Origin of the sequence: Mameliella sp. LZ-28 (assembly GCF_012274245.1) — a bacterium.
In the GTDB taxonomy this organism is placed as follows: Bacteria; Pseudomonadota; Alphaproteobacteria; order Rhodobacterales; family Rhodobacteraceae; genus Antarctobacter; species Antarctobacter albus.
This window is the reverse complement of the sequence record NZ_JAANYX010000034.1, coordinates 387709-401106: the sequence shown is the minus strand read 5'-3', so window position 1 is coordinate 401106 and position 13398 is coordinate 387709. Positions and strand designations below refer to the sequence as shown.

General features: G+C 67.1%; 13 protein-coding genes. 4 read left to right on the top strand and 9 right to left on the bottom strand.

What is annotated here, in order from left to right; translation table 11 throughout:
• From G9Q80_RS22090 to G9Q80_RS22075, 4 genes are all read right to left on the bottom strand, one after another.
• Entirely contained in the window at window positions 1-1074 is a 1074-nt protein-coding gene (locus G9Q80_RS22090; protein WP_121497603.1) for an alpha/beta hydrolase family protein, read from the bottom strand.
• Between the two features lie 88 nt (window positions 1075-1162).
• On the bottom strand, window positions 1163-1471 hold the full coding sequence (locus G9Q80_RS22085; protein ID WP_133066402.1) for a hypothetical protein: 309 nt from the start codon (window positions 1469-1471) through the stop codon (window positions 1163-1165).
• 96 nt (window positions 1472-1567) lie between these two features.
• Entirely contained in the window at window positions 1568-2206 is a 639-nt protein-coding gene (locus G9Q80_RS22080) for an HAD family hydrolase (RefSeq protein ID WP_043135883.1), read from the bottom strand.
• Window positions 2207-2295: 89 nt separating this feature from the next.
• Window positions 2296-4275 carry a bifunctional 2',3'-cyclic-nucleotide 2'-phosphodiesterase/3'-nucleotidase gene (locus tag G9Q80_RS22075; RefSeq protein WP_088715117.1) on the bottom strand — a complete coding sequence of 660 codons (1980 nt, stop codon included), beginning with the start codon at window positions 4273-4275 and terminating at the stop codon, window positions 2296-2298.
• Window positions 4276-4453: 178 nt separating this feature from the next.
• Here G9Q80_RS22075 and nudC point away from each other — a divergent pair, with 178 nt between their 5' ends.
• From nudC to G9Q80_RS22055, 4 genes are read left to right on the top strand one after another with little or no spacing between them, the layout of a single operon-like run.
• A complete protein-coding gene (gene nudC, locus G9Q80_RS22070; protein WP_088715118.1) occupies window positions 4454-5419 on the top strand; it encodes an NAD(+) diphosphatase in 966 nt (321 codons plus the stop codon).
• A gap of 60 nt (window positions 5420-5479) precedes the next feature.
• A complete protein-coding gene (locus G9Q80_RS22065) occupies window positions 5480-5941 on the top strand; it encodes an SRPBCC family protein (RefSeq protein WP_088715119.1) in 462 nt (153 codons plus the stop codon).
• Window positions 5942-6001: 60 nt separating this feature from the next.
• On the top strand, window positions 6002-6796 hold the full coding sequence (locus tag G9Q80_RS22060; RefSeq protein ID WP_088715120.1) for a DUF4198 domain-containing protein: 795 nt from the start codon (window positions 6002-6004) through the stop codon (window positions 6794-6796).
• On the top strand, window positions 6793-8193 hold the full coding sequence (locus G9Q80_RS22055) for an FAD-binding oxidoreductase (protein ID WP_088715121.1): 1401 nt from the start codon (window positions 6793-6795) through the stop codon (window positions 8191-8193). The genes G9Q80_RS22060 and G9Q80_RS22055 overlap by 4 nt, the downstream gene beginning before the upstream one ends.
• Window positions 8194-8411: 218 nt before the next feature.
• Here the strand turns inward: G9Q80_RS22055 and iolB are convergent, their stop codons facing one another.
• Genes iolB through iolD form a run of 5 tightly spaced genes read right to left on the bottom strand, consistent with a single transcriptional unit; the run spans window position 8412 to window position 13397 of the window.
• Entirely contained in the window at window positions 8412-9236 is an 825-nt protein-coding gene (iolB, locus tag G9Q80_RS22050; RefSeq protein ID WP_088715122.1) for a 5-deoxy-glucuronate isomerase, read from the bottom strand.
• Between the two features lie 16 nt (window positions 9237-9252).
• A complete protein-coding gene (locus tag G9Q80_RS22045; protein WP_088715123.1) occupies window positions 9253-10419 on the bottom strand; it encodes a phytanoyl-CoA dioxygenase family protein in 1167 nt (388 codons plus the stop codon).
• Window positions 10416-10634 carry a hypothetical protein gene (locus G9Q80_RS22040; RefSeq protein ID WP_088715124.1) on the bottom strand — a complete coding sequence of 73 codons (219 nt, stop codon included), beginning with the start codon at window positions 10632-10634 and terminating at the stop codon, window positions 10416-10418. Before G9Q80_RS22040 ends, G9Q80_RS22045 begins: the two co-directional genes overlap by 4 nt.
• A gap of 3 nt (window positions 10635-10637) precedes the next feature.
• Window positions 10638-11537, bottom strand: coding sequence for a myo-inosose-2 dehydratase (gene iolE / locus G9Q80_RS22035; RefSeq protein ID WP_088715125.1), 900 nt, complete (start codon window positions 11535-11537; stop codon window positions 10638-10640).
• A 39-nt stretch (window positions 11538-11576) separates the two neighbouring features.
• A complete protein-coding gene (gene iolD / locus G9Q80_RS22030; RefSeq protein ID WP_088715126.1) occupies window positions 11577-13397 on the bottom strand; it encodes a 3D-(3,5/4)-trihydroxycyclohexane-1,2-dione acylhydrolase (decyclizing) in 1821 nt (606 codons plus the stop codon).
• Window position 13398: the final 1 nt, after the last annotated feature.

Sequence of the window (13398 nt, the reverse complement as noted above, 5' to 3'; positions counted from 1 at the left end):
TCACTCCTCGGCGTCGAAAGCCTCGGCAAAGGCGGATGTGACCATGTCGATCATCTGCGCGTGCAGGTCCGCGCGCGGGCGCCCGGTGCCATCGGGACAGATCGGGTCTTCGATCCCTTCTTCCCGCGCGATTTCGGCGGCCTTGGGATTGCATTCGGGGAACATGGCGGCGTGGGTTGCGCCCTCGATCACCGTGTAATCGGCCCCGGGAATGCCCTGTGCCAGCGGTGCGGCGCGTATCGTCGCGGGAATCCCGGCCTCCTGGCCCAGGTTCACCAGCGCGACCGGCACCGCCACCTCTGCCAGGCTCTCCGCCGCGAAGACATCTGCCGGGGCCGGGTCGATCGCCATGACAAAGCCGATCCGATCGTCCGAGTTGTCGCGGCCCGCGACGGTCATGTCCATCGCGCGCAGGTCCACGCCGCTCATCCGGACCCAACTGCAAAGCGAGGGATTGCGCTCCGCGTCGTCGCAGTATCCCGCCAGCAGGTCCGGGTCGATCCGCGCACCGGCCAGCCCAAGGGCGCTGTTGCCGCCCATCGACAGGCCCAGGGCACCGACCCTGTCCAGGTCGGCATGGGCCGTCAGGTCCGGCGCCATCTCCAGCGCGTCCAGTGCGCGCGACAGGTCTGCGGGCCGCTGCCACAGCTTCATTGTCTGCTCCGCCGAGCGGTCCGGCCCGGTGTTGCCGGGATGGGTGGGGGCGGCGACGATGTACCCCGCCTCGGCCAGCGGCGTGGCCAGCCAACTGGCCGCCGAGGGGCGCCCGCCCAGGCCCGCGCCATGCGACAGCACGATCACCGGGTGTTGTCCGGGCGCAACCGGCGCGTCCTGCATGGCGGCGGTGCCCTGGAAAAAGATGTTTTCGCCCAGTGTCACCGGGGTGCCGCCGCTTGCCGCGGGATACCAGACCGTGACGTCCAGCTCTGTCCCGCGTTCCGCCGAGGGCACCGAAAGTGTCCGCACGCCCGCGGCATGGTCACCGGCGAAAGCCGCGCCGGCGGTGGCAAATGACAGCGTGACCGCCGCGGTCAGTGCCGCGCATGTCCTGCCTGTTGGAAACGAAAAACTCATCACGAGCCTCATCGGGTTTGCATCCTCTGCGGCCAGAGCTATGCGCCCCCCGTCCCGCTTGCAATGGCCGACAAGGTCCCCTGCGGATTTATTCGCGGATCAGCCCGCCGGGGCAGAAGAACCGGGTGTAAAGACCGTAGCAGGTGGCCGTCATCTTGTAGCCGCGCAGGTCGATCCGGGCGTAGACGTAGCGGTCCTCGTAGGTCAGGTCGATGCCGGACATCAGCAGATCGGTGCAGGCGCGATTGTCGGCGCGGCACAGCAGCAAGGCCGCCGCGTCGAGGCCGGACTTGCCGTCGAGCCCTTCGTTCGCAACAGACAGCTGGATCTGACGGCGCACCTCTGCCTCTGCGGCCTCGGGGCCGGGCTTGGTGACCAGGGCACCGATCAGCGCCATGGCAATCATGCCGAGAAGAAAACGATACATGGCAATTCCATTGTCTGACCTCGATGCCTGATGGAGTAGGCGAGCGCGGGCCCCTGCGCAAGCGCGTCAGATGAGGCCCGCCAGTGCCGCCCCCCGCAGCAGGTCGTCGGCCAGGTGATGGGCATGCCCGCCAGAGGGCGGCACGAGGTCGGGCACCTGTACGACGGTCATGCCGGCGGCAAAGCCGGCCTCGGCGCCGGTGTTGCTGTCCTCGAACACAAGGCAGCGGCGCGGCTCTGCTCCCAGCCGGCTGGCGGCCAGCAGGTAGGGCTCGGGCGCCGGTTTGGGCCGGGTCACGCAATCGCGCGTCACGACCACGTCAAAGCGCCGCGCCAGGTCCGATTGCGCCAGCTTGTGCAGGGCAGAGGCACGACGCGACGAGGTGGCGATGGCCACGGGCACCGCCCGCGCCGCAAGCTGGTCCAGCAGGTCGGTCGCACCGGCTTTCAGGGGGATGCCCTGCGCGGTCTGGCGGCGGTCCTCTTCCAGCCAGTCGGCATGGATCGCGTCGAAATCCAGCGCGCCGAAATGCCGTTCGAGGATCGCGCGCCCGGTGTCGTTGGCGGTGCCGACCAGTTGCAGAAAGATCGCCTCTGTCAGGTCGGCGCCGTGGCGGGCCAGCACCCGGCGCCCGGTGACAAAGGCAAGGCTTTCGGTGTCGACCAGCGTTCCGTCCAGGTCGAAGATCACGGCATCATAGGGCATCGGTTTTCCGGTTCGCAGATTTTGGCCAAGGCCTAGACGGAAAACGGGCGGCCCGAAAGCCGCCCGCCATAACGTTTCGTGTCCCGGTCTTACAGCGAGATTCGGAAGAGTGCGAAACCGTCGGCGCCTTCGCCTGCGTCCTCGATGGTGACGCCCTTGACGTCATCGGCATAGTCGCGCGCCTTGGGGCCGGTCTCGAACAGGACGGTGGTGCCTTCCATAGGCTTGAACGACCAGTTGGCATCGGCCGAGGGGTTGATGGTGCCCTGCTCGACGATGTAGCGCACGATCACGTCGCGGTTGGTGTCCGGCGCCTCGAAGATGATGGTGTCGCCCTTGGCGCCGGGGAACGATCCGCCGCCGGAGGCGCGGTAGTTGTTGGTGGCGATGACGAATTCCATGTCCGCCGTCACCGGCTCTCCGTTGAACATCAGGTTCACGATGCGGTTGGCATCGGGGTTTTCCAATTCTCCCTTGGGGCCGAATTTCGACGGCTGGCTGAGGTCGATCTGGTAAGTCACCCCGTCGATCACGTCAAAGTTGTAGGACGGGAAAGAGGGGTTCAGCAGCGGTGCGTCCTGCGTGCCCGGATCGACCTGGTTGAACATGCCCGCCGAGCGTTCCAGCCAGTCCTTGACCTGTGCACCTGTCACCTTCACCGCGCGCACGGTGTTGGGATAAAGGTACAGGTCGGCGACGTTCTTGATCGCCACGGCGCCGGGCGCCACGTCGGTGTAATAGTCCGGCCCGCCACGACCACCGGCCTTGAACGGCGCGGCGGCGGACAGGATCGGCAGGCCCTCGTACTCGGTCCCCTGCATCATCTGTTCGATGTACCATTTCTGCGCGATCGAGACGATCTGGACCGAGGGATCATCGGCCACCAGCGCGAAATAGCTGTGCAGGGGCGCCGAGGTCTGGCCCACCGCGCGGCGGACATAGGCCAGTGTTTCCTCGTGCTCCTTTTGCGTCGCGTCGATGACCGGCTGGTAATCCTCGACCAGCGCGGTGATCGAACGGTCCTCGTTGCGTTTCGAGATCGGACGCGCCTCGGACATGGTGTTGACCACGCGCCAGGTATTGCCGTCACGTTCCAGCAGCAGGTCGATCAGCCCCATGTGCGAGCCCCAGAAGCCCCCCATGACGGCGGGCTTGCCGTGGATCGTGCCCTTGTCCGCGTCGACGGCGGCATAGTCGGCATAGGTGGGCGAGGGGAAGACGAGGTGCGAATGCCCGGTCATCACCGCGTCGATGCCTTCGACCCCGGCCAGCGGCACAGAGGCGTTTTCCATGCCGTCGCTGTGGTCGGCCGACCCGATGCCCGAATGCGACAGGGCCACGATGATTTCCGCCCCCTGTTCCAGCATCTCGGGGACGTAGGATTTCGCCGTCTCGACGATGTCTCGGGCGGTCACGTTGCCCTCAAGGTGCTTGCGGTCCCAGTTCATCACCTGCGGCGGGGTAAAGCCGATGACGCCCACCTTGATCGGATGCGTGTCTCCGGCGCCGTCGGTCAGCATCCGGTCGAGGATGACGTAGGGCTTGAACAGCGTCTCGTCCTCGCGCGCGGTGGCGCCTGTCGTCTTGGCGATGTTGGCCAGGACCACCGGGAAATCGGCGCCCGCCATTGATTTCATCAGGAAGTCGAGGCCGTAGTTGAACTCGTGGTTGCCGATGGTGGCCGCGTCGAATCCCAGCGTGTTCATCGCGGTCACGATCGGGTGCATGTCCCCCTCTTTCATGCCGCGTTCATAGGCGATGTAATCGCCCATCGGGTTGCCCTGCAGGAAATCGCCGTTGTCCAGCAGCATCGTGTTTGTCGCCTCGGCGCGGATGCCCTCGATGATCGAGGCGGTGCGCGACAGGCCGACGGTGTCGCGCGGGCGGTCGGCGTAATAATCGTAGGGATGGACGTGGACGTGAATGTCCGTCGTTTCCATGATCCGCAGGTGCGCCTGATTGGCCGCCGCATGGGCCGAATAGGGGTGCAAGGTGATCAGGGCGGCCCCGGCGGTGGTGCCGGCAAGGAACTGGCGCCGCGTGAGACGTGCATCAAAGGACTGTGACATGGTTTTCCCCAAAGTTTGGCTGCGTGATGGTATTGACCCGGAAATTCCAACAGTGATGTGACGCTAACACGATTCCCGCGCGCCGTGGCGGCTTGACCTTGGGGAAATCGCGCGGGCTTTGGGTTTGCATCCCGGTCCGGGGCGGGCAAATGTGCGGGGCGCTGGAACGGGGGACGGGATGCGGCACGCGGAAGAGGTGACATTCGGGGGATCGGGGCTGGATCGCGCGGCAGAGATCCGGGGCGACATCGGCGCATTGGCCGCCGCGATGCAGGATGCGCGGGCGCGCACGATCCCGATCTGGCGCGGCAAGCCGCTGGTCGCGGGGGAGGGCGCGCTGCAGGCAATGCGCCTGCCGCTGGATCATCCCATCCTGGCGGAGGCCGACGGGCCGCCCATCCTGCTGGGGCGCGAGGACGGCGCGGCGGTCTTTTCGCACGACATCTCGGGCTGGGTGCCCGAGGATTTCGACGCCGAGGCGCAGGCCAGTTTCCTCGACCCCAGCGAGTATGCCCACCCGAGCTGCCCCGACGGCCGCTTTGCTGAACTGCGGCGGATCATGACGCGGGTGAGCGCGCGGGATGCGGAACTGGCGGCGACCGCCAAGGCGGTGCACGGCTGGCACGGAAGCCACCGGTTCTGTTCGCGCTGCGGCGCCGAATCCGAGATGCACCAGGCCGGTTGGACCCGCATCTGCCCGGCCTGCGGCGGGCAGCATTTCCCGCGCACCGACCCGGTGGTCATCATGCTCATCACCCGGGGCAACCGCTGTTTGCTGGGCCGCTCGCCGGGCTGGCCCGAGGGGATGTATTCCTGCCTCGCCGGTTTCGTCGAACCGGGCGAGACGATCGAGGCCGCCGTGCGGCGCGAAGTCTGGGAAGAGGCCGGCATCCGCGTCGGCCCGGTCCGCTACCTGGCCAGCCAGCCCTGGGCCTTTCCCGCCTCGCTGATGTTCGGCTGTCACGGCGAGGCGACAAGCGACGAGATCACCGTGGACCCGGCCGAGCTGGAAGACGCGATATGGGTCACGCGCGAAGAGGTGGCCGAGGCGGCGGCGGGCCTGCGCGAGGGGCTGTTGCCCGCCCGCAAGGGCGCCATCGCGCATTTCATGTTGCTTAACTGGATGGCGGATAGGCTGGACTGAGGCGCAGGTTGCGGTAGGGTGCCGGAAAACAGCCGGACAGGATGAGGCGAAAGCAGGCAGATGGAACTCACGGCACGCGAAGATATCGAGGCCCCGCAGGACCGGGTCTTTGCCATGATGGCGGATTTCGACAGCATCGAACGCCAGGCCATGCGGCGCGGCCTTGACGTGACACGCACCGGGGACGGCCTGGGCGCCGGGATGGCCTGGGACGTGACCTTCCGGTTCCGTGGCAAACGGCGCGAGGCCGCCATCACCCTGGCCGACTACCAGCCGCCAGAGCGGATGGTCTTTGATACCGTGTCAGGCGGGTTGGACATGACGCTGACGCTGGATGTGGTGGCCCTGTCGCCCTCGCGGTCGCGGATCAATGTCACCACGGTCATGGCGGCGCGCAGCCTGTCGGCCCGGCTTCTCCTGCAGTCGATGAAGCTGGCCCGTGGCGGCATGGACAAGCGGTTCCGCAAGCGCGTGGCCGAATTGGCCGGAGAAATGGAAACAAGGCTGCGCGGCGCGGCCTGATCCCGTTGCGTTGAGGTGACATGGCGCTAGATTGCCGCAAAAGGCATAAAGGAGCGCCGCATGTTGCGATTGACCTGGGTCTTGGCCCTGCTGGCCGGGCCGCTGTCGGCTCATGAATTCTGGATCGAGCCCGAGGGCTTTGTGATCCCCGACGAGGCGCCGGTGCTGGCACAGACCCTCGTCGGCACGGAACTGAAGGGCGCGACCTACAGTTACAACCCCCGTAACTTCACCCGTTTCGACATCGTCACCTCCGAAGGGGTCGAACCGGTCGAGGGGCGGCTTGGCGACAAGCCGGCGCTGAACATGGTGCCCGAGGGCACGGGGCTGGCGACCATCGTGCATGTCACCCGCGACTACAGCCTGACCTATACCGAGTGGGAAAAATTCGTCACCTTCGTCGAGCACAAGGATTTCGCCTGGGCGCTTGACCGGCACCTGGATCGCGGACTGGGGCAGGACCGGGTGCGCGAACGCTATTCCCGCCACGCCAAGAGCCTGGTGGCGCTGGGCGATGGCGCGGGTGCCGACCGAGTAGTGGGCCTGTTGACCGAGATCGTGGCCGAGGCGAACCCCTACACCGACGACCTCTCTGACGGGTTGCCGGTGCGCGTCCTCTACCAGGGCGAACCGCGCGTGGACGTGCAAGTGGAACTGTTCGAACGGGGCCCCGAGGGCACGGTGACGATCCGTCTATACCGCACCGACGACGAGGGACGCGCCCGGGTCGAGGTGAAGCCGGGGCATTTCTACCTGGTCGATGCCGTGGTCATGCGGGAACTGGAGATCGAGGAAGAGAAGGATCCGGCATGGGAAAGCCTCTGGGCCTCGCTGACATTCGAGGTCCCGCAATGAGCCTCGTGGATCACCTGCGCGGCGAACTGGACGAATCCGGCGTCCTGACCGGTGAGGACATGGCCGCCTGGTCGCGCGACTGGACCGGGCAATACAGCTGGACACCGCTCTGCGTGGCGCGCCCCCGCAGCACCGCAGAGGTCGCCGCCGTCCTGCGCGCGGCCCATGCGGAACGGGTGCCGGTGGTGACGGTCTCGGGGCACACCGGGCTTGCCGGCGGCACTTCGGGCGACGGGGCCGTGATGCTCTCGCTCGACCGGATGACGAGGATCGAGGAAATCCGCGCCCCGGCCCGGCTGGCCGTGGTCGAGGCGGGCGTGATCCTCAGCGACCTGCACGCCGCCGCGGCGGCCGAGGGTTTGAGTTTCCCGATGACTTTCGGCGCCAAGGGATCGGCCCGGATCGGCGGCATCCTCGCCACCAACGCGGGCGGGTCCAACGTCCTGCGCTATGGCAACACGCGTGACCTGGTGCTGGGGCTGGAGGCGGTGCTGGCCGATGGCCGCGTGGTCGATCTGATGTCGGAACTGCACAAGAACAACACCGGCTACGACCTGCGCCACCTGCTGATCGGATCGGAGGGCACGCTGGGCGTGATCACCCGCGCGGTATTGAAACTGGTGCCAAAGCCGCGCGCCTTTGCCACCGCGATGGTGGCGACAGAGACACTCTCGGGGGCTCTGGAGGTGCTGAATCGCCTGAGGGACGTGACCGGAGGCGCGGTCGAGGCCTTCGAGTTCATGTCGCGTTTCTACATACAGCAATATGCAGCGATGCACCCCGAGGCGCGGCCGGTCCTCGACGGGGAATACGACGTGACCATCCTTGTCGAACTGGGCGCCACCGCCCCGCGCGACGCCGAGCCGGGCCCCGACGGGCAGGTGCCGATCGCGGCCTACCTCGAAGAGGTCCTGGGCGAGATGCTGGAAGAGGGCGCGGTGCTCGACGCCGCGGTTGCGCAAAGCGACACGCAGCGCGAGGCCATGTGGGCCCTGCGCGAGGCGGCGGCGGAGGTCTCGCTCTCGCACGTCCCGCTGGTGAACAACGACATCTCTGTGCCGCTGGACAAGGTCGAGACGTTCCTGGAGCGGGCCGGCGCGCGGCTGGCCGAGATCGACCCGGAGGCGCAGCCCGTCGTCGTCTCTCACCTGGGCGATGGCAACGTGCACTACCCGGTCTGGATCGGCGACGCGGGCCATAAGGACGCGGTGATGGAGGCGGTGGAGGACGTGGTCCTGGGTCTTGGCGGGTCGTTTTCCGCCGAACACGGCATCGGCCTGGCCAAGCGGGCCTCGATGGCGCGGCGCAAGGATGCCGTCGCGCTGGACATGATGCGGGCGATCAAGACGGCGCTGGACCCGGAGGGGATCTTGAACCCGGGAAAGCTCCTGCCCTGACGGGGTGGTTTGGAACAACCCACCCTACACGCATCGCGGGCAGCGGCGCGACCCAGCCCTGCGCCCAAATCCACATGCGGGGCCCGGCTGCGCCGTCGGACGAGGGGGCGCTGCCCCCTCTGACCCCCGGGGTATTTGCACCAAGAAGAAACCAGGAGCGCGCGCCTGCTGTTTCTTCTTGGTGCAAATACCCCAAAACACCCCTGATACCGGGCGCGTCAGGCGTCGCGCCGGGCGATCCAGTCGTGATCGGGATGGTTCCGGAACCGCCACTTGCGCATCGGACCGGCCATGACGTTGAGGTAGTACATCTCGTAGCCATAGGGCGCGCCGCAGGGGTGATGGCCCCTGGGCACCAGCACCACGTCGTGATCGCTGACCGACACCGTGACATCCAGCGATCCGTCCTCGGTAAAGACCCGCTGGTGGCCATACCCCTGCGCCGGGTTCAGCCGGTGGTAGTAGGTTTCCTCGAGATAGGTCATCTCGGGGAAATTATCCTCGTCGTGGCGGTGCGGCGGGTAAGACGACCAGTGTCCCGATGGCGTGTAGACCTCTGTCACCAGCAGCGAGGAGGCAACATCCCGTTCCTCCATCGCGATGGGGTGGATGTAGCGCGTGTTGGTGCCACGCCCGCGTTCCACCAGGTCGATGCCCTCGGGGCCGATTTGCGCCGCCGGGTAGTCGGCGCTGGCGGGCGCCGAGCAGACCGCAAGCGTGCACTCCGTGGTGGCCGTCGCGGTCCAGTCCGCACCGGCGGGCAGGTAGACCGCGTGCGGCGGGATACGGTCAAAGACGCTCATGCGTGCGCCCAGTTCGCCGAAATCCTGGCCGCCGCCGCTGATGTGCGCCTTGCCCTCGACCAGCACCAGGATCACCTCGCGGTCGCCGGTGCGGCCCTCGGCGCGGTCGTCGGCATGCAGCCGCCAGAGGTCGAACCCGACGTATCCCCAATCGGGGCTTTCGGAGGTGCGGGCCTTGTCCACGGTGATCTCGTGGACCTTGCCGGTGGTGCCGGCGGGTTTGCGAAGCAGCTGGGTCATCTTGTCCTTCCCGGGGTCAGGGGTGGCGGCGCGCGTCCTGGTCCGCAAGTGCCTGCGCGAATGCCTCGGGCGAGAGGTCTTCGGACAGGGCGCGGTGGAACAGGGCATTCTGGGTTTCAGGGGCCAGTCCGCCCAGCGGCGGGTCGCTGTCGAGGTTGGTGGGAAAGGAATAGCCCTCGGCGGCGGCGGCCACGGCGGCGGCCAGCGCCTCGTCCCCCAGGCGCCCGGCGGCGCGCAGCGCCTGGATCGCGGGGTACAGCCTGCGGCTCATGGCCGTCCGGTCCACCGTCTCCATCGCGCGGCCAAAGGCCGAGGAGACCTGCAGCAGGTTCGCCATGCGTTCGATGTCGGGGCTGCGGTTCTCTCCCGCCGCGTGGAACAGTGCAGGGTTGAAAAACACCGCGTCGCCCTTGGCCAGCGACAACTGGATGTAGTTCTCCTCGAAGAACTCGCGGAAATCCTCGCGCCGGTAGGCCATGTAGCCGGGGCGGAACAACTGCGAGAAAGGCAGCAGCTTGGTCGGGCCGCTCTCAATGGGCATGTCGCAATGGGCCACCGCCCCTTGCAGGGTCATCACCGCCGAGAGGTCATGCACATGGGCCGGGAACCGTGCCGCCACCTCGGCGGTCTGGAAGCCGAGGTGGTAGTCGCGGTGCGCCGATTGGGCCTGTCCGCCGGGGCAGACCAGGTTCACCTGCGCGGTCATCTGGTAGAAGGGGCCGAGCCAGGCCTCGCAGACGGCCGCGATCGCCGGGTTGCCGTAGTAGAGCGCAAAGCCCTCGGGATCCTCGAGACAGTGTTTCTGCAGCGAATTCCAGATCCGGGCGTTCGACCCGGCCTTGGCGAAATGGTCGCCCGCGCCCAGTCCGGCCTCGCTCTCGCGGGCGATGATCCGGTTGAAGACGGCGGTTGCCGCGTCGACGGGCGCGGTATCCGCATAGGCGCCTTTCAGCGCCAGGACGCCCGCCGACTGGCCCAGGACAAAGCCCCATTCCGCCAGCAGCTCGGCCCGGTGGGCGGGATCGCCCAGCGTCGCCTGCAGGGAGGCCACCTCATAGACCGGCACGTTCTGTTCCACCGCCGAGGCAAATCGCAGGTCCGAGGCAGAGAGGCTTTGCCCGGTCAGCCGGGCGAACTCCGCTAGGTCACAGGACGTGACGTCGAAATAAGCCGTGTCTTTCATGACGATCCTCCTTCGTCGGTGTACTTCTTCCGGATCGCCTCGATGTCGAAGGCGACAAAGAACTGGTGCGCGCAATAGGCCCCGATGGCGGCGAACAGGATCGACCAGCCGGGATTGCCCCAGCTGAGTTCCAGCAGCGCCCAGCCGATACAGGCGGCCACCACGACGATGCGGCGCCAGAGCGGGATGAAGAAGGGGTGCTGGACGTCGAACATGGCCTACCCCCTGTCCAGCCCGGTGGCGCGGGCGGTGTCCCGCAGCGTGGTCAGGCCAAGGGTCTGGTATTTCACCGGGTCGCGCTCCTCGGGGTCCTGTTCGGCCTCGATCACCAGCCAGCCCTCGTAGCCCGTGTCGGCCAGGATCTGCAGGCAGGGGGCAAAGTCGATCGCGCCCTCGGCATCGCCGGGCACGGTAAAGACGCCCCTGCGGACACCTTCGAGAAAGGTCAGGTCTTCGCCCCGGACCTGGTTCATGATGTCGTCACGGACGTTCTTGGCGTGGAAATGGCGCACGCGGGGGGCGTGGCGGGCCAACACTTCGGCCGGGTCGCCGCCGCCGAAATAGCAATGCCCGGTGTCGAACAGCAGATGCGTGGCCGGGCCGGTGGCGGCCATCAGTGCGTCGATGTCCTCAGGGCTCTCGACGATGGTGCCCATGTGGTGGTGATAGACCAGCGTCAGGCCCTGCTCGGCGGTGAACTGCGCGATCTCTTCCAGCCTGGCGCCATAGACGGCCATTTCCTCGGCTGACAGCCGCGGGCGTTGCGACACCGGCGTTACCTGCGAGCCATGCACGGTGTTGGAACATTCGGCGGCGATACAGACCGAACAGCCGTTCACCTTCAGCATGTCCAGATGCGGCTGGATCGCCTGTTTTTCCTCTTCGACGGAGCGCGCGCACAGTTCGAGCGAGTACCAGGCCGAGGGCAGCACCAGCCCGTGACGGCCCAGCAGCTCCTTGAGCGCCTGCGGATCGGCGGGCCAGCGGTGCCCGCCCTCGATCCCGGCGAACCCGATCTCGGCCGCCTCGGAGAGGATCTGGTCGGTCGGGATATGGGCGCCAAGCGTCTGGTCGTCGTCATTGGCCCAGGCGATGGGGTTGGTGCCGTAGCGGATCATTGGCATGCCTTTCCTAGGGGGCGGATGTCACGGCCCATGTCAGATGCGTTCCTTGAGCTGCGCCTCATAGCCCTTGCGGGCCTCGGTCACTTCCTCGCGCGTCGAGACCTCGGGGACGGCCACGTCCCACCAGTGTCCGCCATGCGGCGTGCTGGGGTAGGGGTCGGTGTCGATCACCACGACAAAGGGGCCGGTGGCGTCTGCGGCGCGTTTCAGCGCCTCTTCCAGTTCGGCGATGGTCTGCACATGGACCGCCGCCGCCCCCATGCTGGCGGCATGGGCGGCGAAATCTATGTTGCTCTGCGCCACGCTGGAGTGGTCGAAAAGGTTGTTGAACTCGGCCCCGCCGGTGCCCATCTGCAGCCGGTTGATGCAGCCAAAGCCGCGGTTGTCGGTGACGACCAGGGTGATCTTGATCCCCATCGCCACCGCCGTTGCCAGCTCGGAGTTGGCCATCATGTAGCTGCCGTCGCCCAGCATGCAGACCACGTCGCGCCCGGGCTGGGCCATCTTGATCCCCATCGCGCCGGCGATCTCGTAGCCCATGCAGGAAAATCCGTATTCCATGTGATATGCGCCGGGGCGCGGGGCCTTCCACAGCTTGTGCAATTCGCCCGGCATGGTGCCGGCGGCGCACATCACCACCGTGTCCGGCCCGCTGGCGCGCTGGACCGCACCGATCACTTGCTGGTCCGTGGGCAATTCGTTCCCATCGGCGGGCGCATCCGTCAGCGGATCGACGGCGGCAAACCAGTCCTGTTTGAGCTCCGCCGGGACATCCTCGGCCCGGTAGGAGGTCAGCTCCAGCGCCAGTTCCGTCAACCCGGTCTTCGCGTCCGACTGCAGGGGCAGCGCGCCGTGTTTCACCGCGTCATAGGCGTTGACGTTCAGGCTCACCAGAGTGGCCGCCGGGTTCTTGAACACCGTCCACGAGCCGGTGGTGAAATCCTGGAACCGGGTGCCCACGCCCAGCACAAGATCCGCCTCGGCGCAGATGGCATTGGCCGACGTGGCCCCCGTGACGCCCACGGGGCCAAGGTTCAGCGGATGATCCCAGGCCAGCGCCGACTTGCCCGCCTGCGTCTCGACCACGGGGATGTTATGCGCCTCGGCAAAGCCTTGCAGGTCGCCGCAAGCATCGGCGTAATGCACACCGCCCCCGGCGACGATCACAGGGCGCTTGGCCGCACGGATCTTTTCCACCACCCGGTGCAATTCGTGGTGATCGGGGCGGATGCGGCGGCGATACCAGACGCGCGGCTCGAAGAAGCTGGTTGGATAGTCATGGGCCTCGGCCTGCACGTCCTGGCAAAAGGCCAGCGTGACCGGCCCGCATTGCGCCGGGTCCGTCATCGTGGCCATCGCGCGGGGCAGGGCGGTCAGCAGCTGTTCGGGCCGGGTGATCCGGTCGAAATAACGCGAGACCGGGCGGAAACAGTCGTTGGCCGACACGGTGCCATCCTCGAAATCCTCGACCTGTTGCAGCACCGGGTCCGGGCCACGGTTGGCAAAGACGTCGCCCGGCACCAGCAGCACCGGCAGGCGGTTCACATGCGCCAGCGCGGCGGCGGTGACCATGTTGGTCGCCCCCGGCCCGATCGACGATGTGACCATCATCGCCCGTTGCCGCCCGCTCTGCTTGGCAAAGGCAATCGCGCTATGGGCCATCGTCTGTTCGTTGTGGCCGCGAAAGGTGGGCAGTTCTTCCTGCGCCTGGTACAGCGCCTCGCCCAGCCCGGCGACATTGCCGTGGCCGAAAATGCCCCAGCACCCGGCCAGGAACCTCTCGCCATCCTCGGTCATCTGCGCCGAAAGATAGCGCACCATCGCCTGCGCGGCGGTCAGTCGGATCGTCGTCATG

Bases quoted from the DNA above. Each gene is read 5' to 3' on its own strand.
- G9Q80_RS22055 (WP_088715121.1), top strand. From the start codon at position 6,793: ATGAGCCTCGTGGATCACCTGCGCGGCGAACTGGACGAATCCGGCGTC.
- G9Q80_RS22080 (WP_043135883.1), bottom strand. From the start codon at position 2,206: ATGCCCTATGATGCCGTGATCTTCGACCTGGACGGAACGCTGGTCGAC.
- G9Q80_RS22060 (WP_088715120.1), top strand. From the start codon at position 6,002: ATGTTGCGATTGACCTGGGTCTTGGCCCTGCTGGCCGGGCCGCTGTCG.
- iolB (WP_088715122.1), bottom strand. From the start codon at position 9,236: ATGACCCAGCTGCTTCGCAAACCCGCCGGCACCACCGGCAAGGTCCAC.
- iolE (WP_088715125.1), bottom strand. From the start codon at position 11,537: ATGATCCGCTACGGCACCAACCCCATCGCCTGGGCCAATGACGACGAC.
- G9Q80_RS22090 (WP_121497603.1), bottom strand. From the start codon at position 1,074: ATGAGTTTTTCGTTTCCAACAGGCAGGACATGCGCGGCACTGACCGCG.
- G9Q80_RS22045 (WP_088715123.1), bottom strand. From the start codon at position 10,419: ATGAAAGACACGGCTTATTTCGACGTCACGTCCTGTGACCTAGCGGAG.
- G9Q80_RS22085 (WP_133066402.1), bottom strand. From the start codon at position 1,471: ATGGCGCTGATCGGTGCCCTGGTCACCAAGCCCGGCCCCGAGGCCGCA.
- G9Q80_RS22040 (WP_088715124.1), bottom strand. From the start codon at position 10,634: ATGTTCGACGTCCAGCACCCCTTCTTCATCCCGCTCTGGCGCCGCATC.
- G9Q80_RS22065 (WP_088715119.1), top strand. From the start codon at position 5,480: ATGGAACTCACGGCACGCGAAGATATCGAGGCCCCGCAGGACCGGGTC.
- G9Q80_RS22075 (WP_088715117.1), bottom strand. From the start codon at position 4,275: ATGTCACAGTCCTTTGATGCACGTCTCACGCGGCGCCAGTTCCTTGCC.
- iolD (WP_088715126.1), bottom strand. From the start codon at position 13,397: ATGACGACGATCCGACTGACCGCCGCGCAGGCGATGGTGCGCTATCTT.
- nudC (WP_088715118.1), top strand. From the start codon at position 4,454: ATGCGGCACGCGGAAGAGGTGACATTCGGGGGATCGGGGCTGGATCGC.